The 24,278-nt window shown below is 69.9% G+C and carries 22 protein-coding genes and 1 tRNA gene; 9 read left to right on the top strand and 14 right to left on the bottom strand.

The features are described 5' to 3' along the window. The first annotated feature begins 80 nt into the window (after nt 1–80). The 3 genes from fis (at nt 81) to purD (ending at nt 3,465) form a co-directional block, all read left to right on the top strand. Nucleotides 81–353 carry a DNA-binding transcriptional regulator Fis gene (gene fis, locus ACW5E8_RS00825; RefSeq protein WP_456963616.1) on the top strand — a complete coding sequence of 91 codons (273 nt, stop codon included), beginning with the start codon at nt 81–83 and terminating at the stop codon, nt 351–353. A 67-nt stretch (nt 354–420) separates the two neighbouring features. After that, nucleotides 421–2,004 (top strand): bifunctional phosphoribosylaminoimidazolecarboxamide formyltransferase/IMP cyclohydrolase, encoded by a 1,584-nt coding sequence (gene purH / locus ACW5E8_RS00820; RefSeq protein ID WP_456963615.1) that lies wholly within the window; start codon nt 421–423, stop codon nt 2,002–2,004. A gap of 153 nt (nt 2,005–2,157) precedes the next feature. Further along, nucleotides 2,158–3,465: a phosphoribosylamine--glycine ligase gene (gene purD, locus ACW5E8_RS00815; protein ID WP_456963614.1), complete on the top strand. Its 1,308-nt coding sequence runs from the start codon at nt 2,158–2,160 to the stop codon at nt 3,463–3,465. On the opposite strand, the gene ACW5E8_RS00810 is transcribed toward purD, so the two are convergent. Next, a complete protein-coding gene (locus tag ACW5E8_RS00810) occupies nt 3,453–4,466 on the bottom strand; it encodes an Mbeg1-like protein (RefSeq protein WP_456963613.1) in 1,014 nt (337 codons plus the stop codon). The genes purD and ACW5E8_RS00810 overlap by 13 nt on opposite strands. Before the next feature lie 57 nt (nt 4,467–4,523). Beyond that, nucleotides 4,524–5,279 (bottom strand): ankyrin repeat domain-containing protein, encoded by a 756-nt coding sequence (locus tag ACW5E8_RS00805; RefSeq protein WP_456963612.1) that lies wholly within the window; start codon nt 5,277–5,279, stop codon nt 4,524–4,526. A 113-nt stretch (nt 5,280–5,392) separates the two neighbouring features. Here ACW5E8_RS00805 and ACW5E8_RS00800 point away from each other — a divergent pair, with 113 nt between their 5' ends. After that, on the top strand, nt 5,393–7,303 hold the full coding sequence (locus ACW5E8_RS00800; RefSeq protein ID WP_456963611.1) for an MFS transporter: 1,911 nt from the start codon (nt 5,393–5,395) through the stop codon (nt 7,301–7,303). A gap of 111 nt (nt 7,304–7,414) precedes the next feature. On the opposite strand, the gene ACW5E8_RS00795 is transcribed toward ACW5E8_RS00800, so the two are convergent. Genes ACW5E8_RS00795 through ACW5E8_RS00780 form a run of 4 tightly spaced genes read right to left on the bottom strand, consistent with a single transcriptional unit; the run spans nt 7,415 to nt 10,525 of the window. Then, a complete protein-coding gene (locus ACW5E8_RS00795; protein ID WP_456963610.1) occupies nt 7,415–8,377 on the bottom strand; it encodes a hypothetical protein in 963 nt (320 codons plus the stop codon). A gap of 44 nt (nt 8,378–8,421) precedes the next feature. Beyond that, nucleotides 8,422–9,345, bottom strand: a complete 924-nt coding sequence (gene nudC, locus ACW5E8_RS00790; RefSeq protein WP_456963609.1) for an NAD(+) diphosphatase — start codon at nt 9,343–9,345, stop codon at nt 8,422–8,424. Further along, a complete protein-coding gene (erpA, locus tag ACW5E8_RS00785) occupies nt 9,342–9,722 on the bottom strand; it encodes an iron-sulfur cluster insertion protein ErpA (protein WP_456963608.1) in 381 nt (126 codons plus the stop codon). Before erpA ends, nudC begins: the two co-directional genes overlap by 4 nt. A gap of 32 nt (nt 9,723–9,754) precedes the next feature. Then, complete coding sequence (locus ACW5E8_RS00780) at nt 9,755–10,525, bottom strand: DUF6776 family protein (protein WP_456963607.1); 771 nt, start codon at nt 10,523–10,525, stop codon at nt 9,755–9,757. Between the two features lie 89 nt (nt 10,526–10,614). Here ACW5E8_RS00780 and ACW5E8_RS00775 point away from each other — a divergent pair, with 89 nt between their 5' ends. From ACW5E8_RS00775 to ACW5E8_RS00765, 3 genes are all read left to right on the top strand, one after another. Further along, nucleotides 10,615–11,196, top strand: a complete 582-nt coding sequence (locus ACW5E8_RS00775) for a DUF4126 domain-containing protein (protein ID WP_456963606.1) — start codon at nt 10,615–10,617, stop codon at nt 11,194–11,196. A 108-nt stretch (nt 11,197–11,304) separates the two neighbouring features. Next, nucleotides 11,305–13,167 carry an EAL domain-containing protein gene (locus ACW5E8_RS00770; RefSeq protein ID WP_456963605.1) on the top strand — a complete coding sequence of 621 codons (1,863 nt, stop codon included), beginning with the start codon at nt 11,305–11,307 and terminating at the stop codon, nt 13,165–13,167. Between the two features lie 2 nt (nt 13,168–13,169). Then, the gene (locus tag ACW5E8_RS00765; RefSeq protein WP_456963604.1) at nt 13,170–15,716 is read left to right on the top strand and encodes an ATP-binding protein; all 2,547 of its coding nucleotides are present in this window, start codon (nt 13,170–13,172) and stop codon (nt 15,714–15,716) included. 6 nt (nt 15,717–15,722) lie between these two features. Here the strand turns inward: ACW5E8_RS00765 and bfr are convergent, their stop codons facing one another. The 3 genes from bfr to ACW5E8_RS00750 all read right to left on the bottom strand — a co-directional run bounded on the left by bfr (nt 15,723) and on the right by ACW5E8_RS00750 (nt 17,157). After that, nucleotides 15,723–16,193, bottom strand: coding sequence for a bacterioferritin (bfr, locus tag ACW5E8_RS00760; RefSeq protein ID WP_456963603.1), 471 nt, complete (start codon nt 16,191–16,193; stop codon nt 15,723–15,725). 112 nt (nt 16,194–16,305) lie between these two features. Continuing rightward, entirely contained in the window at nt 16,306–16,512 is a 207-nt protein-coding gene (locus tag ACW5E8_RS00755) for a (2Fe-2S)-binding protein (protein WP_456963602.1), read from the bottom strand. 54 nt (nt 16,513–16,566) lie between these two features. Beyond that, entirely contained in the window at nt 16,567–17,157 is a 591-nt protein-coding gene (locus tag ACW5E8_RS00750) for an RNA pyrophosphohydrolase (RefSeq protein ID WP_456963601.1), read from the bottom strand. Between the two features lie 154 nt (nt 17,158–17,311). Between ACW5E8_RS00750 and ACW5E8_RS00745 the strand changes: the two genes are divergently transcribed. Continuing rightward, nucleotides 17,312–17,388, top strand: a tRNA-Met gene (locus tag ACW5E8_RS00745). A gap of 60 nt (nt 17,389–17,448) precedes the next feature. Here the strand turns inward: ACW5E8_RS00745 and ACW5E8_RS00740 are convergent. From ACW5E8_RS00740 to ACW5E8_RS00725, 4 genes are all read right to left on the bottom strand, one after another. Next, nucleotides 17,449–17,964 (bottom strand): hypothetical protein, encoded by a 516-nt coding sequence (locus ACW5E8_RS00740; RefSeq protein ID WP_456963600.1) that lies wholly within the window; start codon nt 17,962–17,964, stop codon nt 17,449–17,451. Between the two features lie 104 nt (nt 17,965–18,068). Beyond that, nucleotides 18,069–19,814: a vWA domain-containing protein gene (locus ACW5E8_RS00735; RefSeq protein ID WP_456963599.1), complete on the bottom strand. Its 1,746-nt coding sequence runs from the start codon at nt 19,812–19,814 to the stop codon at nt 18,069–18,071. 64 nt (nt 19,815–19,878) lie between these two features. Then, a complete protein-coding gene (locus tag ACW5E8_RS00730; RefSeq protein WP_456963598.1) occupies nt 19,879–20,451 on the bottom strand; it encodes a DUF2799 domain-containing protein in 573 nt (190 codons plus the stop codon). Between the two features lie 159 nt (nt 20,452–20,610). After that, complete coding sequence (locus ACW5E8_RS00725; protein ID WP_456963597.1) at nt 20,611–21,060, bottom strand: hypothetical protein; 450 nt, start codon at nt 21,058–21,060, stop codon at nt 20,611–20,613. Between the two features lie 161 nt (nt 21,061–21,221). On the opposite strand from ACW5E8_RS00725, the gene ACW5E8_RS00720 reads away from it, so the two are divergent. Further along, nucleotides 21,222–21,797, top strand: coding sequence for an ECF-type sigma factor (locus tag ACW5E8_RS00720; protein ID WP_456963596.1), 576 nt, complete (start codon nt 21,222–21,224; stop codon nt 21,795–21,797). Here the strand turns inward: ACW5E8_RS00720 and ACW5E8_RS00715 are convergent. Further along, complete coding sequence (locus tag ACW5E8_RS00715) at nt 21,776–24,190, bottom strand: protein kinase domain-containing protein (protein WP_456963595.1); 2,415 nt, start codon at nt 24,188–24,190, stop codon at nt 21,776–21,778. The two genes, ACW5E8_RS00720 and ACW5E8_RS00715, sit on opposite strands and share 22 nt — an antisense overlap. Nucleotides 24,191–24,278: the final 88 nt, after the last annotated feature.

The raw sequence follows: 24,278 nt of genomic DNA, 5'->3' as shown, positions 1-24,278 counted from the left end.
GCCAATGGCGGCCATGGCGCCATCGCGCTAGACTCGATACCCACTCGCGCGCGACGCGCGAGCATGCTCCAGGGGTCCGATTGAACGCTGCCGACAACAACGAGCCGCAGGCCCGCGGCACGCAACGGGCACCGCTGCGCGAGCACGTGGCGAACTCCGTGCGCCGCTACATCCGCGACCTGGACGGCTGCGACGCGGAGAACCTGTACGACATCGCCCTGCGCGAGCTCGAGATCCCGCTGTTCGTGGAAGTGCTCAACCACTGCGAAGGCAACCAGAGCCGCGCCGCCGCGATGCTCGGCATCCACCGCGCCACCCTGCGCCGCAAGCTGCGCGACTACGGCATCGTCTGAGCTCCACGCGGCCGGCCGCGCCGCTGGCGCGCCGTATAATCGCGGCGTCCCCGCTGCCTCCCACGCCATGACCACCGATCGCCTGCCCCTGCGCCGGGCCCTGCTGTCCGTGTCCGACAAGACCGGGCTGGTTGAACTCGCCCGGGCGCTTGCCGCGCGCGGCATCGAACTGCTTTCCACTGGCGGCACCGCCCGCGCCCTGCGCGAGGCCGGACTGGCGGTGCGCGACGTGTCCGAGGTGACGGGCTTCCCGGAAATGATGGACGGCCGGGTCAAGACCCTGCACCCGGTGGTGCACGGCGGCCTGCTCGGGCGCCTGGGCGTGGACGACGCGGTGATGGCCGAACACGGCATCGGCGCCATCGACCTGCTGGTGCTGAACCTCTACCCGTTCGAGCAGGTCACGGCAAAGACCGACTGCAGCCTGGCCGATGCGGTGGAGAACATCGACATCGGCGGCCCCGCGATGCTGCGCTCGGCGGCGAAGAACTTCGCGCGCGTGGCGGTGGCCACCGATCCGGCGCAGTACTCAGGCATCGTCGATGAGCTTGAAGCCCACGGCGGCGCGCTCTCCGCTGCCACCCGCTTCGCGCTCTCGGTCGCCGCCTTCAATCGCGTGGCGCAATACGACGCGGCGATCGGCAACTACCTGTCGGCAGTCGCCGATGCCACGGCCGCGGTACCGGCGCGCGAGGAGTTCCCCGCGCAGATGCACAGCGGCTTCGTGAAGGTGATGGACCTGCGCTACGGCGAGAACCCGCACCAGAGCGGCGCCTTCTACCGCGACATGCATCCGGTGCCGGGCACGTTGGCCACGTTCACCCAGCTGCAGGGCAAGGAGTTGAGCTACAACAACCTCGGCGACGCCGACGCGGCCTGGGAATGCGTGCGCCAGTTCGACGCGCCCGCCTGCGTGATCGTGAAGCACGCCAACCCCTGCGGCGTCGCCACCGCATCGGGCTGCGGCGAGGCCTACGAGCGCGCGTATGCGACCGATCCCACGTCGGCCTTCGGCGGCATCCTCGCCTTCAACACCACGCTCGATGCCGCCACCGTGAAGGCGATCCTCGACCGCCAGTTCGTGGAAGTGCTGATCGCGCCCGAGTACGAGCCCGCAGCGCTCGACTACTGCGCGAAGAAGGCGAACGTGCGCGTGCTGCGCATCCCGCACGGCGACGGCCGCAACCTGTACGACAGCAAGCGCATCGGCTCCGGCCTGCTGCTGCAGGCCGCCGACAACCGCGGCATGACCGTGGAAGAACTGAAGCAGGTGACAAAGCGCGCGCCCACTGCGGCCGAACTGCGCGACCTGCTGTTCGCCTGGCGCGTGGCCAAGTACGTGAAGTCCAACGCCATCGTGTATGCGAAGGACGACGCCACCATCGGCGTCGGCGCCGGCCAGATGAGCCGCGTGTACTCGGCGCGCATCGCCGGCATCAAGGCCGCCGACGCCGGGCTGCAGGTCGAGGGCTCGGTGATGGCGTCGGACGCCTTCTTCCCGTTCCGCGATGGCCTCGACGCCGCCGCCGAAGCCGGCATCCGCGCGGTGATCCAGCCGGGCGGCTCGATGCGCGACGCGGAGGTGATCGCGGCGGCGGACGAGCACGGCATCGCGATGGTGTTCACCGGGGTGCGGCACTTCAGGCATTGATGTCCGGCTGCGCCGGGCATCAATCCCGAAGTTCGCTGCGCGAACTTCGGGCCCCGCCCCCGCGCTGCCACACCCCCATTCGCGCCTTGCGGCGCGGACCGCCCCCTGACTCAGGGGGCTATGCTCCCAACAGCTTGAACAGCAAGGTCGAACATGAAGGTCCTGGTGATTGGTTCCGGCGGGCGCGAGCACGCGCTGGCGTGGAAGCTGGCGCAGTCGGCCGGCGTGGATGAAGTGCTGGTCGCGCCGGGCAATGCCGGCACAGCGGTCGAAGACCGCTGCCGCAACGTCGCCGTGGGTGCCACCGACATCGAGGCGCTGCTGGCGCTGGCCCGCGACGAAGGCGTGGCCTTCACCGTCGTCGGCCCCGAGGCGCCGCTGGTCGCTGGCGTGGTCGACCGCTTCCGAGCCGCCGGACTGCGCATCTTCGGACCCAGCGCTGCGGCGGCGCAACTGGAAGGCAGCAAGGCCTTCGCCAAGGATTTCCTGGCCCGCCACGGCATCCCGACCGCGCACTACGCGGTGTTCACCGATCTCGAGCCGGCGCTGGCCTACCTGCGCGACACGGGCGCGCCGATCGTGGTCAAGGCCGACGGCCTGGCCGCCGGCAAGGGCGTCATCGTGGCCATGACGCTGGCCGAGGCCGAGGCCGCGGTGCGCGACATGCTCGGCGGCAGCGCCTTCGGCGAGGCCGGCGCGCGCGTGGTGATCGAGGAGTTCCTCGATGGCGAAGAAGCCAGCTTCATTTCCATGGTCGATGGCACGACGGCGTTGCCGATGGCCACCAGCCAGGACCACAAGCGCGTGGGCGACGGCGATACCGGCCCGAACACCGGTGGCATGGGCGCGTACTCGCCCGCGCCGGTGGTCACGCCCGAGGTGCACGCGCGGATCATGCGCGAGGTGGTCGAACCGACCGTGCGCGGCATGGCCGCGGACGGCGTGCCCTTCACCGGCTTCCTCTACGCCGGGCTGATGATCGATGGCCACGGCGCGCCGAAGGTCATCGAGTTCAACGTCCGCTTCGGCGATCCCGAAACGCAGCCGGTGATGATGCGGCTGCGCTCGGACTTCGCGTCACTTATCGAATCCGCCATCGACGGTGCGCTCGATGGCCTGGGGGCCGACTGGGATCCGCGCCCGGCGCTCGGGGTGGTCATGGCCGCCGAGGGTTATCCGGGTACGCCGCGGACGGGCGATGCCATCAACAGCGTCGACCTGCCGGTGCCTGCCGATACCCGGATCTTCCATGCCGGCACGCGCCTGGAAGGCAGCCATGCCGTGACGGCTGGCGGGCGCGTGCTCTGCGCCTGCGGAATCGGAGGGAGCGTCGCCGAAGCCCAGGCTCGCGCGTACGAAGCCGTGGCCGGGATCTCCTGGCCGGGCGAGTTCCACCGGCATGACATCGGCTGGCGCGCGATCGCGCGCGAACGCGCGTCGGGCGGCGGTCAACGCGCGTAGGCGGCCTGCTCCGGAAGCTCGACGGGCGCCGGCTCCTGCTCTCGGATGCCGGTGGGCCGCGCCTCGGGTCCGCTCGCGGCGAAGTCGCGCTCCCAGGCGCTGCGCGCCGTCGGGTCGACGTCGCCGGCCAGCAGCAAGTCGAGGCGTGACATCGGCGTTGCGGCGGGCTCGGCCTGGGCCTGTGCATACGGCCTCATCTCCAGTCCCGCCGCGTCCTGCGCGCGCATCACCGCACCCACGTAGTGCAGGTCGACGCGGTGCATCAGCATCTTCCCCGGCACCAGGCGTTCGAAGAAGCCGAGCGGATCAGGGTCGGGCAGGTCGATGCGGTGCCCGGGCGCATCCGGCATCACGTACTTCAGCGGGAAGCTGTCTTCCTGCAGGTGGGTGAGCAGTTCGCTCTGCACCGCGTAGCTGCGGACGAGTCCCTGGGCGGCATCGTGCTTCAGGACGCCGGCGTCGAAGCCGAGCCGCTCCAGCGTGCGGTCGTGCACGCCGGCGGCGTTGAAGGTGACCGCGGGCACCTCGTGCACCATGGCCGCGGCCGCCGCGAGGCCACCGCCGAGTGAATGGCCGGTCAGGACCAGGTCGGGGCCGAATGCGCGGCGCGCTTCCCCCGCCAGCTCGATGGCCTGGTCGTACTGCGCATCGCGCAGGCCCAGGCCCTGGCCCAGATTGTGTCGCCAGTCGCGGCCCTCGTCGGTGCCGGTGAACGCGAGCACCACGTGGCCTTGCGCGTTGGTATAGACGTTCGCGCCGAAGCCGCTCCTGGTGTCGTGCAGCAGGGCCGGGTCGATGCCCGCCTGGCGCAGCGCCTCGTCGTCCATCCGCGTCCAGCCCTCCGGCGGCTGCGACGCGACGGAGCCGCGACCCCTGCGCTCATCGGTCCAGTTGTAGTTGTCCTGCAGGACCGCCGACAGCTCGCGGTCGATCACGTGCGGCTCGTGGCCGGCCACCCCGGCTGCCAGCCCCGTGTCGGCGCGTGCGGGAAGTCTGTCCATTGGCGCGTCCATCGCGGCTCCCTTCCAGGTCGTCCTGTCCTGACTGCGGTCGGTGGATCAGGGCTGCGGAATGTCCCGCGCCGCCAACCACTCGCGAACCTCCTGTCGCGCAGCGCGGGTCTGCGCGTTGAGCCGCGCATCGGACCCGGCGAACAGCGCGACCTGGAACGTGTCGCCGCGGCTGTTCTCCGCGTCGGGGGCGACCCCCGCGTCGAGCAGCTCCAGCACCCGACCCGCGTCGTTGACGCTCGCGGCCACGTGCAGCAGCCCGTTGCCCATGGAATCCTGGCGTTGCAGGTCGACGCCGGCGGTCTTCAGCATGGCGACCTGCGGATCACGTCGATGCAGCACGGCGCGAAAGATCGGAGTCCGGCCACCGCGCGCGCCCACGATGTCCACCGGCGCGTCGTGGTCGATGAGCACCTGCAGGTAGCGCGCGTCGTCGACCATGGCGGCCATGTGCGCGACGGTCTCGCCGTCCATCCCGGGCTGCGACGGATCCGCGCCGGCGTCGAGCAGGGCCGCGAGCGCCTCCGGCTGCCGGTTCCAGATCGCCCACTCCAGGAGGGTGACGTCGTCCTCGCCGTGAGCGGCAAGATCGCTTGTGGGAGCCAGGGCGCGGATGCGCGATATATCACCGGATGCCACGGCATCGGCTATCGGCCGTACCGCAGGATCCTTGAAAGGGGTATCAGGGGTTTTAGCGACTGCCGACATCCGGGTGTCCTCCTTGGCGCTGCTCGGCCCAGCGGCACATGAAACCATGACGAACATGGCGGCGGCGGCCGCCAGGACTGGAACTGCTCTGTGCATGACGGATCCTTCCTGTCGCTGGGCGCATTCCTGAATGGCGCCCGGCGAGGCTAGCACGCCTTCACGAATGGCAAACGGGACGCTAGTCTCGCTGCGGACCGATGGGGGAATGCATGGCGTACAACCAGTTCCAACTGCTGCGGGAGCGTCGCTTCCTGCCCTATTTCGCCGTGCAGGCGCTGGGCGCCTTCAACGACAACGTCTACCGGCAGGCCATCATCGGCCTGCTGTTCTACCTCGGCGTCGACGCCGGGCAGCGCACGCTCTACACCAACCTCGCGCCGGCGCTGTTCATCGCGCCCTACTTCCTGTTCTCCGCCATCGCCGGGCAGTTCGCCGAGAAGCTGGAGAAGCAGCGACTGATCCGCATCACCACGGCGATGGAGATCGGGATCATGACGCTGGCGGGGATCGGCTTCCTGCTCGGCAACATGCCGCTGCTGCTGGTGGCGCTGTTCGCGACCGGCATGCAGTCGACGCTGTTCGGGCCGGTGAAGTACTCGATCCTGCCGGCGGTGTTGAAGCCCGAAGAGCTCACCGGCGGCAACGGACTGGTGGAGATGGGCACCTCGCTGTCGATCCTCGCCGGCATGATCTACGGCGGCCTGGTGTTCCAGGTCGCGGGCACGTGGGGCGCGGAGGCGGCGGCGGCTTCGGTGATCGCGCTGGCCATCGCCGGCAACCTGGTCGCGCGCATGATTCCGCGCGTCGACGCCGGCGCACCGGAGCTCAAGGTCAACTGGAACCCGGTGCCGGAATCGGTCCGGATCTGGAAGCTCACCCGGCGCACGCCGGCGGTGCGCAACGCGATCCTCGGCGTGTCGTGGTTCTGGTTCGTGGGCACGGTGCTGACCGCGCAGCTGCCCAACTATGCCGAGCTGCACCTGGGTGCACCGGAGCGTTCGACCAGCCTCTACATCTTTGGCCTGGCGCTGTTCTCGATCGGCGTGGGCACGGGGTCGCTGCTGTGCGAGAAGCTGTCCGCGCGCACGGTGGAGATCGGCCTGGTGCCGCTGGGCGCGCTCGGCATCAGCGCCTTCATGCTCGACCTGTACTTCGCGCGCAGCGGGTTGGCGCCGCAGGCGGGGCTGGACATCGCCGGCTTCCTCGCCGGCGACAACGGCTGGCGCATCGCCATCGACCTCACCGGCATCGGCTTTTCCTGCGGATTGTTCATCGTGCCGCTGTTCGCGCTGGTGCAGAGCCGTACGCCGAAGCATGAAATGGCGCGCGTGTTCGCCGGCCTCAACATCCAGAACTCGGCCTTCATCGTCGCCGCGGCCGTCATCGGCCTCGCGCTGCAGCAGGTGCTGGGCTGGAGCATTCCGCAGGTGTTCCTGGCGGTGGCGATCGCCAACCTGCTGGTGGCCACGTGGATCTTCACCATCGTGCCCGAGTTCGCGATGCGCTTCGTCAGCTGGCTGCTGGTGCGCACGCTCTACCGGCTGGAGCTGCACGGCATCGAGCGCCACGTGCCCGACGAAGGCCCGGCACTGCTGGTCTGCAACCACGTCAGCTACATGGACGCGCTGATCCTGGCGGCGAGCATCCCGCGACCGGTGCGCTTCGTCATGTACTACCGGATCTTCCAGATCCCGGTGATGCGCTGGATCTTCCGTGCCGCGGGCGCAATCCCGATCGCGAGCCCGCGGGAAGACCGGGCGATGATGGACCGCGCGTTTGACGCCATCGATGCCGCACTGGCGGCGGACGAGCTGGTGCTGATCTTCCCCGAGGGCCGGCTGACCACGGACGGTGCGATCACGACGTTCAAATCCGGCGTCGAGCGCATCCTGCAGCGGCGCCCCGTGCCGGTGGTGCCGATGGCGCTGCGCGGCATGTGGAGCAGCATGTGGAGCCGTCGCAGTGCATCCGCCGCCAGCGGGCGGATGGCCCGCATGCGCGTGCCGCGCCGCTTCCGCGCCCACGTGGCGGTCATGGCCGACGCACCGGTTCCCGGTGCCGCAGCCGACGCCCCGATGCTGGAGGCGAGGGTGCGCGCCCTGCGCGGCGACAATCCCTGAGCTCCCATGCAGCGCGCCAGCGCGGCGCTCGTGTGTGGGAGCGGCTACAGCCGCGATCGCCGGGTCACTCCGGTGGTTGATAGCGGCTATAGCCGCTCCCACAAAAAAGCGTCAGTTGACCCAGCCGGCGACGACGAACAGGGCCAGCACCGCCAGCCATGCCAGCAGCACGCGCCAGACCAGGGACATCGCATCGCGCATGGCCTGGGCCAGCGGAACATCGAGTACGTCACCCGCGGTGAAACCCACGGGCGGCACGCCGGCACCGCCAGGATCGACCGCGCTCGCGGAGGCCGCGGCGAACGCGTCCGCGGACTCATGCAACTCTTCCGCCAGCTCCCAGCGCACGCTGGCGCGACCGGCGGCGGCAAGCACGCGGGTGGCCAGGCGCAGACCCGCACCCCCGGCGGCTTTCCAGGCCGACACCACGACGTCGAAGTTGCCCACCAGCGCCAGCGACAGCGCCATCAGCTGCGCCACCGGCCAGTCGAGCAGCACCAGCAGCTTGCGCGCGCCATCCACCGTTCCTTCGGGCAGGTAGAGGGCGGGCTCGTCCTCGGCGGCGATCGCGACCAGGCGGTACAGCAGGGCGCCGACCGCGCCCAGCACCACGAACCAGAACAGCACGCCGAACCAGCGCCGCAGCGCGGCGATGAAGACGCGACCGACATCGTCGCCGCCGTCCGCGGCACCGCTCGCGGCCGCGGGCCGCAGCCGCGCCAGCGCTTCGCCACGTGCGGCCGAATCCTCGGCATCGACCACCGCGGCCACGTCCACGTCGAGGTCGCGCGGCCCCCAGGCGTAGAACACCATCGCGACGCCGAACAGCAGCGCCGGCAGCCCGAACATCACGCCATCCAGCGCCCATTGCACGAGGCCGACCAGCAGCACCACCGGCACCAGCGCCAGCAGCAGGCCCCAGGGGCCGCGCCAGAAGCCGTCGTCGCGGAAGCGGCGGTCCAGCCACTGCAGCAGCGCGCGGTACCAGCCGTCGTCGCGCACCGCGGAAGCAAACGAAGGCGCCAAGTGCCCCAGCACCAGCGCGACCACCACGGCGAAGAGGGTCGAGAACATCCCCCGATTCTAGCGCCAGCGACCGCGCGCGACGGTGCCGGCGCTCAGCTCCCGGCGTGCCACCGCTCGATCAGCCAGCGCGAGATCGAGATCGACGGCGACAGCAACAGGCCCTCCGGCCCGGACTCGCCGCGCAGCGCGGCCCCGACCTCGTCGCGGCTGAACCAGCGCGCGTCCTCAAGCTCATCGCTGGGGCAGTGCGGTTCGTCGGGTCCAGCCTCGGCCTCGAAGCCGAGCATCAGCGACGACGGGAACGGCCACGGCTGCGACGCCAGATAACGGCAGGCGCGCACGCGCACCGACGATTCCTCGAACACCTCGCGCACCACGGTCTGCTCCAGCGATTCGCCCGGCTCCACGAAGCCGGCCAGCACCGAATAGCGTCGCGGCGCCCAGCCCGGCCCGCGGCCCAGCAACAGGCGCTCGCCGTCGCTGACGGCGACGATCATCGCCGGATCGGTGCGCGGGTAATGCTCGAGCCCACAGGCGCCGCAGTGGCCGAGCCAGCCAGCGCGCAGGAACTCCAGAACGCCGCCGCAGGCGCCGCAGAACCGGTGCCGCGCGCGCCAGTGCAGTACCGCACGCGCCTGGGCGAAGGCGGTGGCCTCGAAGTCGGGCCATTGCGCAGCCGCGCTGCGCAGGTCGATGCGCGGCGGCCCCGCGGACGCGCTGGCAGCCGGAGTTCCTGCATCCGCAGCAGCGATGTCTTCTTCGCGAAGCGCGAACCAGCCTTCCTCGCCGCGCAGGCCGAGGAACAGCGCATCGCCGGGGGCATCGCCCAGGTCCGCCGCGCGCAGGGCAAGCAGCGCACCGTCATCCGTCGACCGCGCGCAGCCCTGCGCGTCGAGCACAAGCGCGCGGCCACCAGCCCAGAGCCGGGCAAGGGCTTCGCGGTCGTCACGGAGGTTCTCGGCGCGGTCCAGCGGCGCCTCGACGAAGGCGAACGGCGCGGCGCGCCGCGGACTCATGCGGTGAAGCTGCTTCCGCAGCCGCAGGTCGACTTCGCGTTCGGGTTGCGGATGGTGAACTGCGCGCCGTGCAGGCTCTCGACGTAATCCACCGCCGCACCCATCAGGTACTGCAGGCTGAGCGGATCGACCAGCAGCGTCACGCCGTCGGTGGCCACGGCCAGGTCGTCCTCGCCCTGCTCCTCGTCGAACTCGAAGCCGTACTGGAAGCCCGAACAGCCGCCGCCCTGGATATAGACGCGCAGCTTGAGGGCGTCGTTGCCCTCTTCGGCAATCAGTTCGCGCACCTTGGCCGCGGCCGCGGGCGTGAAGTCCAGCGGGCGCTCGAGCGCCTGGTAGCCGGGGGCGGAGAGATCGATCGTGGTGATGCTGCTCATGCCGTCAAGCATGGGGGGTGCCGCGACGGGCTTCAAGCGTCCGGCGCGGAACGCGGCGTCGCTGCGACGGCCTCGGCCCATGTGAACGACTCTTCGACCGCGGCGCCGCGGGAGGGCGCCAGGCGCACGATCACACGCAACGGCTTGAAGTCCGCCGGCAGCATCAGGTCGCCTTCGACCTGCTGGAAGTACTTGAATGAATACTCCACGCCCGGCGCATCCTCGAGCTGGCGCAGGTCGGTCCAGGCCAGGCGCTCCAGGCTGTCGTTGCGCGAACCCTCCACGGTCACGGTCAAGCTGCCGCTGCTGACCGCCGCCCGGTTCAGGGTCTGGGTCAGGGTGGCGATGAAGTGCCAGGCGCCTTCGCCCTGCGACTGCAGCCGCAGGCCGTGCACGGTCAGTCCACGCCGCTGGCTGGTGCTGCCGACCAGGCGCTCGTAGAACGCGACGTCCGCGCGCAGGGCCGAGATCTCTTCGTCGCGCTCGGCGAGCGTGCCCTGCAGGTCCTGGTTGGCATCACGGCTGACCTGGTCGGAGCGCCCCAGGGTGGCCACCTGCTGCCGCAGGTCCTCCACTTCCGCGCGCAGCACGGCGTCATCACCGCGCCCTGCACCGCTGGACACCGTCCACGCGCCCCAGACACCAAACAGCAGGCACGCCGCGAGCACGACCAGCAGCAGCGCATGCGCGCGCGGATGCGGATGCTCGGGCGGCGCGTCGCCGCGGGCCGGGACAGGCGGCGGCAGGTCCCCGGGTGGCGGGGACGCGGGGGGCGCTTCGTCGGACTGCGGCGTCTCGGGCATCCCCGCATGGTAGCGCCACGGGGCCGGGCACCGGGAGCCCCGGGCCCCGCATATACTCCGCGCCATCGCAGCCCGCCGGGAGCGCGTCCATGTCCGAAGCCCACCTCTTCGCCGCCGGCGTCCTGCTCGCCTGGCTGGCCGGCATCCGCGTCTACCTCACGGTGTTCGGCGTCGGCCTGGCCGGTGCCTTCGGCTGGCTGGACCTTCCCGCAGCGCTTGAAGTCACCGCATCGCCCTGGGTGCTGGGCGTCTCCGGCGTGCTGGCCGTGGTCGAGTTCTTCGCCGACAAGATCCCCGGGGTCGACTCCGGCTGGGACCTGCTGCAGACCCTGGCCCGGGTGCCCGCAGGTGCCTTCCTGGCCGCCGCCGCACTGTCGCCCGATGGCGAACTGTCGGCTGGCATGCTCGCCACGGGAGCGGGCGTGGCCCTGGGCAGCCACGCGCTCAAGGCGGGCAGCCGGGTGCTGATCAACGCCTCGCCCGAACCATTCAGCAACCTCGGCGCCTCGGCCACCGAAGACATCGCCGCCATCGGCCTGCTGGCCTTGGCACTGGCCAATCCGCTGCTGGCGCTCGGCATCGCGCTGACGCTGAGCCTGGTGCTTGCGCTGGCCCTGTGGTGGGTCTGGCGGCGGCTGTTCAGGCGCACACCGGTGGCCAGCACGCGCTGACACGACGCGCTTCGCACGCTCCCGGCTCCGGTTCGTTGTAGGCTTGGCGATTCGGGGGACGCGCTGGACGCGGCGGGCCTCCGTTTTCGCCCACGGAGGAGCCCCGCAGTGAGCGCAGCACCCGGCACACGGTCCCTGGCTGGCACCGGCACGACAGCGCCGCTGCCCGGGGTCCCGCCACGCGCCGAGTTCCCGCCGGCCGGCTACTGGCGCCGCTGGTGCGAAGACGCCGCGCCTCCGGTTGCCATGCGCGTGGATGCGCCCCCGACCGAGCCGCCTCCGCCGGCCGTGGCTCCGCCGGTCGCCCCCGACGGCACCACCGAAGCGCCCTATCGCGTACTGGTGGTCGAAGACGACCTCAGCCAGGCCCTGTTTGCCGAGAGCGTGCTCTGCGGCGCGGGCATGCAGGCGGCGGTGGTGTCGGTGGCAAGCGAAGTGATGCTCTCGCTGGAGGCCTTCCGCCCCGACCTGGTACTGATGGACCTGCACATCCCGGGCATGGACGGCGTCGAGCTCACCAACCTGATCCGCAACCACGAACTGCACGGGCACGTGCCGATCGTGTTCCTCACCGGCGACCCGGATCCCGAGCGCCAGTTCGAAGCGCTCGAAACCGGCGCCGACGACTTCCTCACAAAGCCCGTGCGTCCCCGCCACCTCATCGCCGCGGTGCAGAGTCGCGTGCGCCGCGCACGCATGCTGCAGCGCGAGCGCAGTGGCGGCGGACGGCACCCGGTCACCGGCCTCTACACGCGCTCGCACATGCTGCAGCGGCTGAACTCCATGATCCCCGGCGATGGCAAGGGCGCGCTGTACATGGTCGAGGTCGCCGGCGTCGGCGCCCTGCGCGACCGCTATGGCTATGCCGGCCTGGAACAGCTGCTGACCGATGCCGCGGGCCGCATCGGCGAAGCCGCCGCCGGACACGCCGTGTCGCGCCTGAGCGACAGCATCTACCTGGTCCACGCCGCCGAACTCGAGGCCGAACAGCTTCCCGAAAGCGCCCGCGCGCTGCGCGACGCGCTCGGCCGCGAGGGATTCACCGTGAAGGACGAAACCGTGCGCCTGCGCGCCTTCGTCGGCTACACCACCCTGGCCCACGCCTATGGCGATGCCAGCAGCGCGCTGGCCGCGGCCGAACGCGCGTTGCGAGAGGCCCGCTCCCAGCCCACCGCGGTGGCCGGCTACCAGCCGCCACGCCAGCGCGACCACGACCAGGCCGTGGCCGAGTCCGTGCGCCAGGCGCTTGCCGACAACCGCTTCGAGCTCGCCTTCCAGCCGGTGGTCGCCGTGGCCGGTGGCGACGAAGCCCAGTTCCAGACCCTGCTGCGCATGCGCCAGGACGACGGCAGCCTGCTGCCGGCGGCGGAGTTCCTGCCGGCCGCGGATGCCGCCGACCTCATGCACGACATCGATGCGCGCGTGCTCGAACTTGCCGTGACCGTGCTGCACCAGCGCGCGGAGGCGGGCAAGCCGGTGCGCCTGTTCGTATCGCAGTCCGCGCGCAGCCTGGCCCGCGACGGCCACGCCGACCATGTCCTCGGCATGCTCGCCGCCTACGGCGTCGCCGGCGAACGGGTCGTGATCGACGTGCGCCAGGACGAAGCCCTGATCCATGCCCTCGCCCTGCGCGAGTTCTGCGACGCCATGGTCCCCGCGGGCGTGCAGCTGTGCCTGGGCCAGTACCACTCCGGCCGCGAGGCCGATGCGTTGCTCAGCCAGTTGCCGCTGGGCTACGTGCGGCTGGCATCGCGCTACTCGCAGAAGCTCGACGATCCCGCGGTGCGCGACGAGATGCGCCAGGCGATCGAGCGCGCGCACCGCCTGGGCCTGTGCGTCATCGGCCAGCAGGTGGAGGATCCGCAGGCCGCGGCCACGCTCTGGATGAGCGGCGTCGATTTCATCCAGGGCAATCTGGTGCAGCACGCGGCGGGCGGACTGGACTATGACTTCGACCACTCGGTGCTCTGACGATGCTGACACGCGGACGTCCCTCGGCCCTGATGCTCCGCTGGCTCGCCCTGGGTGCGGCCGCAGGCGCCACGCTGACCCTGGTGCTGGACGTGTTCGGGCTCGAAGGCCCTTGGCAGCATGCGGCGCTGGTGATGGTGCTGCTGGTGCTGTTTGCGGTCGTCGCCATCCACGTCAGCGTGCGCAAGCGCGACCAGGAAATGGACGAGGCCGACGAGCGCGCACGCCGCGACGAAGCGGTGATGGAGCAGCTGCAGGCGCAGATCGACCACCACACCCAGCTCGAATCCCAGCTGCGCCAGGCCAAGCTGGCGGCGGAATCGGCGGTGATGGCCAAGGGCGAGTTCCTGGCCACCATGAGCCACGAGATCCGGACCCCGCTCAACGGCATCGTGCCGATGCTCGACCTGCTGATGCACGCACAGCTGCAGGCCGACCACGCCGAGCTGGTGCGCACCGCCTATACCTCGTCGCAGCAGATGCTGCGCATCGTCGACGACATCCTCGATTACTCCAAGCTCGAAGCCGACAAGCTCGAACTCGAAACCACCGGCTTCAACCTGCGCGAACTGCTTGATGGCGTGATGCAGCTGTTGGACCGCCCGGCCCAGGGCAAGGGCCTGCGCATGAGCCTCAACATCGACCCGGCCGTGCGCCTGGCCGTGCGCGGCGACCCGGTGCGCCTGCGCCAGGTGCTGGGCAACCTGGTGTCGAACGCGGTGAAGTTCACCGAGCGCGGCTCGGTGTCGATGACGGTGCGCCGCATCGGCGAGACCGCCGCCCAGCACCAGCTGCGATTCGAAGTGCGTGACAGCGGCATCGGCATCGCTCCCGCCTCGCAGGCGCGCCTGTTCCAGGCCTTCAGCCAGGCCGATGCGTCCACCACCCGCCTCTACGGCGGCACCGGCCTGGGCCTGGCGATCTCCAAGCGCATCGTCGACCTGATGGGCGGGCGCATCGGCGTCGAATCCGAGACCGGGCACGGCGCCACGTTCTGGTTCGAGATCCCCCTGCTGAAAGCCACCGGGGACATGCCCAGCGCCGCCGAGGACAGCACCGCCCGCGGCCGCCTGCTGCTGCTCAGCGCGGACCCGCGCCTGCGCCTGCGGCTGTCGATGCTGCTGCCCAACTGGGGCCTGCGCGTGAGCTCGGTCGAGACCACCCAGGAAGCCCTGGACCGCCTGCGCGCGGCCGCCAACCAGGGCGCGCCCTGGGCCTACTCCCTCGTGCTGGCGGACCTTGCCGGCATGCGCAGCACCGCGGTGGCCCTGCACCGCAACCTCGGCCGCCAGGCCGTGTACGGCGACCTCAAGCTGGTCTGCCTGTACGGGGACGACCCGGTCCCCGAAGAACTGCAACGCAGCGTCACGCTACTCAGCCGGCAGGCCCCCGATGCCGATCTCCGCGCCGCCCTGCTGGGCGGGAATGTCGCACAGACACCGGACTCCGCCAGGGAACCCATCGCGATGGCCACCGCCACGACACCACCGCTATCCACCGCACCCGTGCGCGCCGCGCGCGTGCTGCTGGTCGAAGACAACCCCGTGAACCTGATGGTGGGCCAGCGCCTGCTGTCGGTGCTCGGCATCACCTGCGACACCGCCAGCAACGGCGAGGCCGCCATCCTGCGCATGGAAGCCTCGCGCTACGACATCGTGCTGATGGACTGCCAGATGCCGGTCATGGACGGCTACACCGCCACCCGCCGCTGGCGCGAGATGGAAGCCGCCGCCGGCGACGGCCGCCACGTGCCGATCATCGCCATGACCGCGAACGCGATGGCCGGTGACCGCCAGAAGTGCCTGGATGCCGGGATGGACGACTACCTCGCCAAGCCCGTGACCCGCAGCGAGCTCGAGCGGACGCTGGCGCGCTGGTGGAATGCCGAGACGGCCGCGCTGGCCGCGCAGCGCGAGTCGTACGAAGTGGACCCGGACACCGGCGACATGATCGACCATGGCGATGGCGCGGAGGCCTTCGTGGAGGTCGTGGACGAGATCCCGCCCGTGCTTGAACCCGATGCGCCCGACGTGCCGCCGCTGCCGGAGCTGTACGCGGTCGCGCCGCCGATGGCGTTCCAGGCGACCGTGCAGCCGACCGTGGCAAGCCCGGCACCGGTGCCGGTCCCGTCGACGCCGCCGATGGCCGTCGCCCCGCCCCCGCCCGCGGCCTCACCGAGCACCGCATCCGTGCCACCGGTGCTGCCGCCGGTGCTCGACCACGAGATCCTCGAAGAACTGCGCACCATGCTTGGCGGCGACCTCGACCACCTGATCGACGTCTTCCTGGCCGACACGCCGCGCCTGATCGGCACCATGGAACAGGCTGCCACCGGTCCAGATTACGAGGCCCTGCGCGACGCCGCGCACTCGCTCAAGTCCTCGAGTGCCAACCTGGGTGCGATGTCGCTTTCGGCCGCGGCCAAGCGCGTTGAGCTCGGCGCCCGCGAGCGCCTGCTCGAGCGCCCCGCCGTGGCGGTGGCGCTGGTGGCCAACGAATTCACCCGGGCGCGCGCGGCACTGAAGGCGGCGAGCCCGGCGCAGGCCTGAGCAGCGTCAGCTGCCCATCTTCGACTGCAGGTAGTTCTGCTCGCCCACGCGGTTGATGAGGTCGAGCTGGGTTTCGATCCAGTCCACGTGCTCTTCCTCGGAATCGAGGATGTCCTTGAACAGGCGGCCGCTGGTGTAGTCCTTGATGCTGTCGCAGTACTCGATGGCTTCGCGCAGCACCGGCAGGCCGTCGAGCTCCAGCGACAGGTCGCACTCCAGGATCTCGCGCGGCGACTCGCCCACGCGCAGCTTGCCCAGCGCCTGGAAGTTCGGCAGCCCCTCGAGGAACAGGATGCGGTCCGCCAACTGGTCGGCGTGCTTCATCTCGTCGATCGATTCCTCGTACTCGTGCTTGGCGAGGTCTTCGAGGCCCCAGTTCTTCAGCATCTTGGCGTGCAGGAAGTACTGGTTGATCGCGGTGAGTTCGTTGAACAGCGCCTGGTTGAGGTACTTGATGACCTGGGGATCGCCCTTCATGGCATGTCTCCGGCTTGCGTGGGGAAGATGCCGGGACTGTAGCGCCATCACGCGGGGCGTGGCGGAACGCGAATCGTGATCATCCCCAGCCGCATCCGGCCGGGGCGGGGCCTCAGGCCGCGTTGGCGAGCGGCAGGACCTGCAGGACCTTGCGGGCCGCGGTTTCTTCTTCCAGGAGCCCGACCGCCGTGCCGACGCAGCTTCCGCAGCTGGCGCCGCAGCCCGTGCGCATGGTGAGCTCGGTCATGCTGCCGCAGCCGGCGGCAGCCGCCTGGCGGATTTCATGATCGGTAACCCCGTTGCAGACACAGACGTACACGGCAGGCTCGCAGGAATGGGACGCCGCGATTGTCATCGAGAATGAGAATGATTGTCAATCCTGCGCGATCGGACGCCGCCCCTGCGCCGGCCCCTGACCCGCCAGCCGCGACGAACGGCCCCGGGAACGCTGCGCCTCGAGACTGATCGTCGGCACGGCCCTGGCCCCCGCCACCTCCCGCGCGAACGGCGCCAGATGCTGCAGGGCACGGGTGTAGACGCCACGCTTGAAGTTCACCACGTGCTCCAGCGGGTACCAGAAGTCCACCCAGCGCCAGTGGTCGAACTCGGGCTTGTCGGTCAGGTCCAGGCGCAGGTCGGCGTCGGCGCCAGTGAAACGCAGCAGGAACCAGACCTGCTTCTGGCCGATGCAGACCAGGCGGTCGTTGCGGCGGATGGCCCGCGGTGGCAGCCGGTAGCGCAGCCAGCCGGGCGTGACCCCGAGCACGTCGACGTGGCCGGCCAGCAGCCCGGTTTCCTCCTCGAGCTCCCGGTACATGGCCTCGGCCGGCGTCTCGTCGGAGTTCATCCCGCCCTGCGGGAACTGCCAGCCGTCGCGGCGCACGCGGCGCGCCCAGAACACCCGGCCGTCCGGGTGCATCAACACAATGCCCACGTTGGGGCGATAGCCGTCCGGATCGATCACGATGCGGACTCCTGAGGTCTTACGACGCCTCCGGCGTCACTGCGACCGACTCTGCCACGGGCCGCGGGGGGCGACAAGCCGCGGCCGCCCAATTTGACGCCGGACCCGACCCAGTGGACAATTACGGGCTCGCCGCGAGCAGCGCGCGAGCCATGGCTATGTAGCTCAGACGGTTAGAGCGCGAGACTCATAATCCCGAGGTCGGTGGTTCGATTCCACCCATAGCCACCATTCCGAAGCCCCGCTACCGCGGGGCTTTTTGCTGGGTCAGGGCATTCCAGCGGGGCACCGTCAGTCCGCCGCGCGGGTCTGGAAGCTGCCTTCGACAGTGATCGCTGCCGCACCGCCGCGCTCCTGCGCCGAGAACATGTACCGACCCGCCAGCGCGTCGCCCGATGCAGCAGTGATCACCAGCTCGCCGTCGTCGATGGCGTAGTCGGCCGGGCCAGGGTGGACTTCGATATTGCCGTCGAAATCACCGCCTTCTCCAAGCGTGTAAGTGCCAGGCCCGGGAGACGCGGTGTCGCCACGCGCCAGCGAGATGATGACCGCACCGGCATCGCCCCCGGGCTGCCCGGAAAAGCTGAGGTGGTAACGGCCATACCTGGTTCCGGCAATGGCGCCCTCGCCCGCGACCGTCATCTCCAGGTCGCCGGACACCGCGGCCTGGAACGAAGCTCCAGCGGATTTTTCAGATGCCTGGACTCCGGTCGTGGCCGGGCTGCCGGAGGTACCGGGCGCGGCGGTGTCACCGGGCGCCCCGCCGCATGCGGCGACCAGGCAGCAAAGCCCCGTCAGGGCCAGCATGCGTCGGGCGCGACCGACTGCAGTCGGCCACCTGGGGTGAAAACGCTGATTCATTCCTGTCTCCTCGGTCTGGTCTGGGTACCGGCGGGCTGTGCGCATCGACGTCAAGGGCTGCTCGCCGGTGTCACGTTGATCGTCTTTCGTGCGAGCACGATACTTCCCTGATTCTGGACATAGCGCACCTCATATATCCCTGCTTCCGCAGGCATCTGCAGCTGCAACGGATTTCCGCGTCCGGTGTACGTGTATCGCTCGTACTTGTTGCCCGCCGCATCGGGCTTGGCCACCGAGATGTAGTCGCTCTCATAATCAGGGCCGGTCCAGGACACGGTGAGCGTCGAGCCGGCCCCGGCGCTTGCTGGAGCGTCCACGCTCGCGGTGACGGCCGTGGTGGTGATGGCCTCCCGCGCCAACACCTTGCGCCCCTGGTTCTGGACATAGCGAACTTCATATGTTCCCGCGCTCGCGGGCAACAGCAGCTGCAGCGGATTTCCCCTCCGGGTGTAGGTGTAGTTCTCGTACGCGTTTCCAGCCACATCCGGCTTGGCCACCGAGATGTAGTCGCTTTCATAATCCGGGCCGGTCCAGGCCAGCGTAATCGTTGAGCCTGCCGCCGCGGTGGCGGGAACAGTCAGACCGGCTTCCACCGCCGTAACCGTGATGGGCTGCCGCGCCAGTGCCGTCTGGGTTTTGTGGCTGATGTAACGGACTTCGTAATCCCCGGCATCCTTGGGAAGCAGCAGCTGCAGCGGGTTTCCCTTCGTCGTGTAGGTGTAGTTCTCGTACCTGTTGTCCGCCGCATCGGGCTTGGCCACCGAGATGTAGTCGGAGGGCTCGTCCGGACCGGACCAGACCACCCGCGCATTCGAGCCGGCCGCCCCGGTCTCGGGCGTTTTCACGCTGGCGTCCAGTTCCACGACGATTGGCAGCGTCACCCTGGTGCCGGTGACCTCACCCTCCGCGCTCGCACCGTCGGAGATGCGCTGCACGCTCACGTCATGCACGCCACGCGGCAGATCCACTTTGATGGACCCGGCATCGGCTGATTCGTGGAGCATCTCGCCGGTCGCACCATGGCGCACCGTCCACGTCAGGCCTTGCTCGATGGCGGGTCCCTTGACCTGATCGGTCGCAACCAGGGTGACCTCCACGGTGGCGACAACTTTCGGTTCGGGCGCTGGCTTCGGCTCAGCAGCAGGCGCTGGCGCGGCCTGCACGGCGCTGATCTGGTCAAGCGCGTCGCGCAGTTCGTCGGCATCGTCGGCGACGAAGAAGCGACCGCCCGTGGCTTCGGCAATGCAGCTGAGTTCACCCTTCGCTCCCGCCTCTTCCGCACCGAGCCCGAAGCCCACCGTATGCACGGTCAGGCCGATGCCCAGCTTCGCCAGGTTCGCGGCGGCCTGGCACGGGTCCAGGTGGCAGGTTTCCTGGCCGTCGGACACGAGGATGACCGTCGCTTCGTTTTCGGTGAACTTCAGCGCTTCCGCCGCATGCTCCACGGCCCTGGTCATCGGCGTCATGCCCACCGGGTTGACGCGCGCAATGGCCTGGCCGATCGCGCTGCGATCGGTCCCCACTGGAACCAGCGTCTGGATGTCGCTGCAGTCGCCCTTCCGGTTATGTCCATAAGCCACCAGACCGAGCCGGCGCTCGGGCGGCAGGTCCTTCAGCAGTCCCTGCACGACATCACGGGCGATGCTGATCTTGGCGACGCCGTCGATCTGCCCCCACATCGAGCCGGAGCCATCGAACACCAGGATGGTGTCGTGGGCCTTGGCCTGCTGGGCCTGGGCACCGACGGCCGGGCTGGCAAGGCCGACGGCAAGCGCCAGCGTGAGATGTCGAAACATGATGTGTCCCCTGCCTTTCGTTGTTTGATTGGATCGTTGCCGCTCGTTGCTGGCCCGGCCCGCTTCACCAGCCTCCGTATGCCGGTGCGAACCTGTGCATCACATCGTCCAGGTCCCGCTCCGCGATCTGCCGGCGACGCTGGGCGCGCGAGAGTTCGCCTTCGGCGCGCTGCATGTCATCGCGGAGCCGGCGAAGTTCGCTGCGCAGGGCGTCGCGGTCCTTTTCCGCGATGTCCTGCTTGCCGATGCGGTCGCGGGTCTTGTCGATGTCCTTGCGAAGCGTGCGGATCCGGTGCTCGGTGGAGCTGACATCGGACCGGGCCTGGTTCACCAGCTGCCTGGCGTCGTGCACGTAACGCCCATCCGTGTAGCCGGCGAGGAAGCCACGCTCCAGCTCGTAGGGACAGACGCCTGCGTAGTTGTGGCCGTTGCTGCCCACGGTGAAGCCCCGGTGTGGGGTGCAATAGACATCCAGGCCGCGCTCTCGCGCGTCCATGTAGGCCCTCGCATCCACGCCCACGCCATGCGCGACGCAGGCCCGCTCGTGATCCCCCAGGCGCGACGGTGGATACCCCGCGGCGCCGTCTTCGTAGCCCACCCGTGCCCAGTTGCCGGCCAGGCATTCACTCTGGGTCATCGTGGCGCAGCCCGAATGCAGCATTGAAAACAGAACGACAACGACAAGCCCGACCACGCGCATGAACCACTCCTTGTGCCGGACGCCGCCTCCCGGGAGGCGCCCTGCAACATTCCGTGAACCCTGTACACGACCCATGGGGCGGGAAGCGGACAAGCCTCAGCAAACCGACGCACACGGCGTGAACACCAGCACCACGCTCGGGTCCCCGCCAGGCCCGCGCGAGAAATCCACCGCAAAGCGGTACGGCCACCCGGCGACCATCCCCGTGCCCGTCAGCGCGATTTCGGTGTTGGGAGCGAGCCGCCCCGGCGCGACGCGGTAGCCGGCGGCTTCCAGCACGTGGCGGTACGCGATCGCTTGGGAGGCCGCATCGCCATCATGGATCCAGGTGCTGGAAAGCACGCGTCGCGGTGGGCCTTCCGCTTGCGTGGTGCTGTGTTCGATCCACCCCGGCATGACCGGAAACGGGAAGTCCTGCCGTATTGCATGCACTCCGACCTGCACGCGCGTGGGCTCATCCGCCCGGGAAGCAGTGTATGGCGCACCGTTTCCGTAGCCGACGATCACGGTCACCGCGTACAGCAGTGCCGACAGCCTCCAGTCCATTTCCAGCCCCCCGGCGCGGAGCCTGGCCGCGGCGATTCGCGGGATGCGGCTCCATCTGTATCTGTGGACTACGCCACCTTGACCCCGGCAGAGGACATTCCCGGGATTTACGCACCCCCGGCAGGCTATGGTTGTGCATGATCACGAGCGCCAGGAACGGTATGGACACCCCCGACGTCACGGAAGAAATCTGCGTCAGCGCAGCCGAGCTCGCGCCCTTGCTGTACCCGGACCTGCGGCGCGCGGCGCGCGGCATCCGCGCACGGATGTCCCGCGGCGGCACGCTGCAGACCACTGAACTGATCCATGAGACCTACCTGAAAGTGGTGCGCGGCGGTCCGTGGGCCAGCCGTCGCCACTTCCTGGCCGCCGCCGCCGTGGCGATGCGGCACGTGCTGGTGGACCAGGCGCGCGCCCGGTCGCGACTGCGCCGCGGCGAGGGCGTCGCCCCGCTCTCGCTGGACGAGGCGGTGCATGCCGTGGAGGCACAGTCATCCCTGTCGTCATCCCCTGACGAAGACGACCTCAACATGGCCATCGGCGAGGCGCTGGAGACCCTGGCACAGATCGAGCCCCGGCTGGCGCGCGTGGTGGAGTGCCGCTACTTCGCCGGCTACACCGAGGTCGAAACCGCCGACATCCTCAACGTCACCTCACGCACCGTGCGACGCGACTGGATCAAGGCGCGCGCATGGCTGCAGACGCAGCTTGTCGACTATTCCGACGCGCTGGGCTGATCGCTCCAGCCCTGCTGCAGCGCCTCCAGCTGCTGAAGTGCGTTCGCGCCCGCCGGTCCAAGCGCCACCAGCCCGGATCGCGCCTGCACCAATGCCGCCTGTGCCGCTGCGACCGCACCGCCTGCGTGGTGTGCGCGCGCCCTCGAGATGTCGAGCATCGCCGAAAGGACATGCGGCGTGCCGTATGTCTCCAGTATGCCGGGGCCGACCTCGTCGATGAGCTCCCATGCCCCCTGTGGATGCCCGCTGCCCGACAGGGCGTCGGCCAGTCCCAGGCTGGCGGCCACGGCGATGGCTCCGGTCTCGCCACCGGCATGGATGCGGCCCATGTCGATCGCATCGCGCAGCAGCGGGACGGCCTCTTCGTGCCGTCCGAGCTGGCTCAGCGTCTTGCCCATGTTGTTCATCAGCGCCGCCATCGCGGCCGACGGGCCATACAGCTCGCGGCGCAGCGCCAGCGCGTCCTCCATGATCCCGATCGCAACCTCTGGCCGGCTGAGGCGGGCTTCCACGGAGGCCCAGTTGTTGAGCGTGTTGAGCGCGTCTGCGCTGCGGTCCTGTCCCAGTTCCTGCCAGAGGCCGTGCGCCTGTTGGAACCGGCTTGCCGCATCCTCCAGGCGTCCGGCCTGGAAATAGGCGATGCCCAGGTTGTTCACCAGCACCACGGTTTCTCGGTGCGTCGGGCCGGAAAGTTCGATGCGCTGCGGCAGCGCGTCCTCCAGCGTGCGAACCGCGAGGTCGATGTCGCCCCGGGTGCGTTCGAGCTGCGACTGCAGTAGCCGGCTGTCGAGCAGCTCGGACCGGTAGCGGCGCGGATCACCGGCCCAGAATGCCTGCGCCTGCTGCAGCAGGCCGGCGGCATCGTCGGGGCGGGTCTCGCGGAAGCTGATCTGGGCGAGGTCGTGCCTGGCCATGGCCTGGACGTCGTCATCCACGGCGCCATCGGCCACCAGGCGCTCCAGCAGTGGCCGTGCACCGGTGTAGTCGTTGATCTGGAAAAACAGCTCCGACAGCGCCAGCGAGATGTCCGCGTAGGCCGCCCGATCGCTGCCGAACTCGTCGGCGACCTGGGCGGCGGCGCGGGTCAGCACGTCGCGCGCGGTCACGTCGCCATCGGCCTGCAGCTCGCCGGCGCTGCGGAACATCAGCGTCATGTACTGGCGCACGGCGTTGTTCCGCACGATTTCCCGCCGCGCATGGTCGCGCTCGATCGCCGCCTCGCGCCCCTGCAGCACCACGCCGGTCACGCCCGCGACCACGCTGGCCACGGCGATCGCCGCCGCCGCGAAGCCGACGCGATGGCGGCGCAGCGCACGCAGGCACACGTAGGCGATGGTGGGCTTGCGCGCCTTCACCGGGCGCTGGTCCAGGTGCGCGCGGATGTCTTCGGCAAGCTCGTCGGTGGTGCGGTAGCGCTGCCCGGGGTTCGGCTGCAGCGCCTTGCGGATGATGTTGTCGATGTCACCGCGCAGCGCCCGCGCGGACGCGCCGCTGAGCCGGTTGCTGGCGCGCGGCGGTTCCTGCAGCGCCAGTCGTTCCAGTGCGCGCATGAGCGGCATGCCGCCCAGCTGCCAGGGGCGCTCCCCGGTGACCAGCTCGAACAGGATCACGCCAAGCGCGTAGACATCGGTGGCGGTGGAGATCGCCCCGCCGTTCAGCTGCTCGGGCGCGCAGTAATCCGGCGACGCGCGGATCACCCGGGTGGCATCCTGCGGCAGGCCGTCATCCGCCGACAGGTGCTTGGCGATGCCGAAATCGAGCAGCTTGAGCTGGCCGTCCGCGGTCACCAGGATGTTTCCCGGCTTGAGGTCGCGGTGCACCACCAGGTGGCGGTGCGCGTGGCCCACCGCATCGCAGGCCTGCAGCACCAGCTGCAGGCGCTCGTGCAGCGGGAGGTCGCGGGCGTACTCGTTGAGCGGCAGGCCGTCGACGTACTCCATCACCGCGTAGGGCGTGCCCTGGTACTCGCTGCCGTCGAGCAGGTGGGCGATGGCCGGATGCTCCAGCCGCGCCAGGATCCGGCGCTCGGCGGCGAACCGCGCGCGGTCTTCGTCCGACTGCATCCGCAGCATCAGCTTGAGCGCGGCGCGCTGCTCGAAATCGGCGCCGGTGCGAGTGACCAGGTACACCTCGCCCATGCCGCCGCGGCCCAGCAGCGCGTCCACCCGCCAGTGGCCGACGAGGGCGCCAGGCGCAAGCATCGGAGTCGATCCCGGGCCGGGCCCCGGACCGGCGGTGGCGGCGTCATCGGCGGCAAGCAGCGCCAGCACTTCCTCGCGGACCAGTGCATCGGGCTCAAGCGCGGCCAGCAACGCCTCGCGACCTTCCGATGGCGTCTCCGCCACCCTGTCGAACAGCTCCCACACACGCTTCCAGCGCGTTGCATCATCCATCGACCGCTCCCCGGCCGGGCGGGCATGGCACGCGCCCCATGACCGCGGCTGCCCCCCGTTCAGGCAAGTATAGCCAAGGCCCCGGCTA

This window comes from Luteimonas sp. A649, assembly GCF_054072735.1.
The sequence above is the reverse complement of the archived record's forward strand: the minus strand, read 5'-3'. Positions and strand labels throughout refer to the sequence as shown.

Bases quoted from the DNA above. Each gene is read 5' to 3' on its own strand.
- ACW5E8_RS00720 (WP_456963596.1), top strand. From the start codon at position 21,222: ATGGACACCCCCGACGTCACGGAAGAAATCTGCGTCAGCGCAGCCGAG.
- ACW5E8_RS00800 (WP_456963611.1), top strand. From the start codon at position 5,393: ATGGCGTACAACCAGTTCCAACTGCTGCGGGAGCGTCGCTTCCTGCCC.
- bfr (WP_456963603.1), bottom strand. From the start codon at position 16,193: ATGAAGGGCGATCCCCAGGTCATCAAGTACCTCAACCAGGCGCTGTTC.
- erpA (WP_456963608.1), bottom strand. From the start codon at position 9,722: ATGAGCAGCATCACCACGATCGATCTCTCCGCCCCCGGCTACCAGGCG.
- ACW5E8_RS00805 (WP_456963612.1), bottom strand. From the start codon at position 5,279: ATGCACAGAGCAGTTCCAGTCCTGGCGGCCGCCGCCGCCATGTTCGTC.
- purH (WP_456963615.1), top strand. From the start codon at position 421: ATGACCACCGATCGCCTGCCCCTGCGCCGGGCCCTGCTGTCCGTGTCC.
- nudC (WP_456963609.1), bottom strand. From the start codon at position 9,345: ATGAGTCCGCGGCGCGCCGCGCCGTTCGCCTTCGTCGAGGCGCCGCTG.
- ACW5E8_RS00780 (WP_456963607.1), bottom strand. From the start codon at position 10,525: ATGCCCGAGACGCCGCAGTCCGACGAAGCGCCCCCCGCGTCCCCGCCA.
- purD (WP_456963614.1), top strand. From the start codon at position 2,158: ATGAAGGTCCTGGTGATTGGTTCCGGCGGGCGCGAGCACGCGCTGGCG.
- ACW5E8_RS00730 (WP_456963598.1), bottom strand. From the start codon at position 20,451: ATGACCCAGAGTGAATGCCTGGCCGGCAACTGGGCACGGGTGGGCTAC.
- ACW5E8_RS00740 (WP_456963600.1), bottom strand. From the start codon at position 17,964: ATGCTGGCCCTGACGGGGCTTTGCTGCCTGGTCGCCGCATGCGGCGGG.
- ACW5E8_RS00725 (WP_456963597.1), bottom strand. From the start codon at position 21,060: ATGGACTGGAGGCTGTCGGCACTGCTGTACGCGGTGACCGTGATCGTC.
- ACW5E8_RS00795 (WP_456963610.1), bottom strand. From the start codon at position 8,377: ATGTTCTCGACCCTCTTCGCCGTGGTGGTCGCGCTGGTGCTGGGGCAC.
- ACW5E8_RS00810 (WP_456963613.1), bottom strand. From the start codon at position 4,466: ATGGACAGACTTCCCGCACGCGCCGACACGGGGCTGGCAGCCGGGGTG.
- ACW5E8_RS00735 (WP_456963599.1), bottom strand. From the start codon at position 19,814: ATGTTTCGACATCTCACGCTGGCGCTTGCCGTCGGCCTTGCCAGCCCG.
- ACW5E8_RS00775 (WP_456963606.1), top strand. From the start codon at position 10,615: ATGTCCGAAGCCCACCTCTTCGCCGCCGGCGTCCTGCTCGCCTGGCTG.
- ACW5E8_RS00715 (WP_456963595.1), bottom strand. From the start codon at position 24,190: ATGGATGATGCAACGCGCTGGAAGCGTGTGTGGGAGCTGTTCGACAGG.
- ACW5E8_RS00765 (WP_456963604.1), top strand. From the start codon at position 13,170: ATGCTGACACGCGGACGTCCCTCGGCCCTGATGCTCCGCTGGCTCGCC.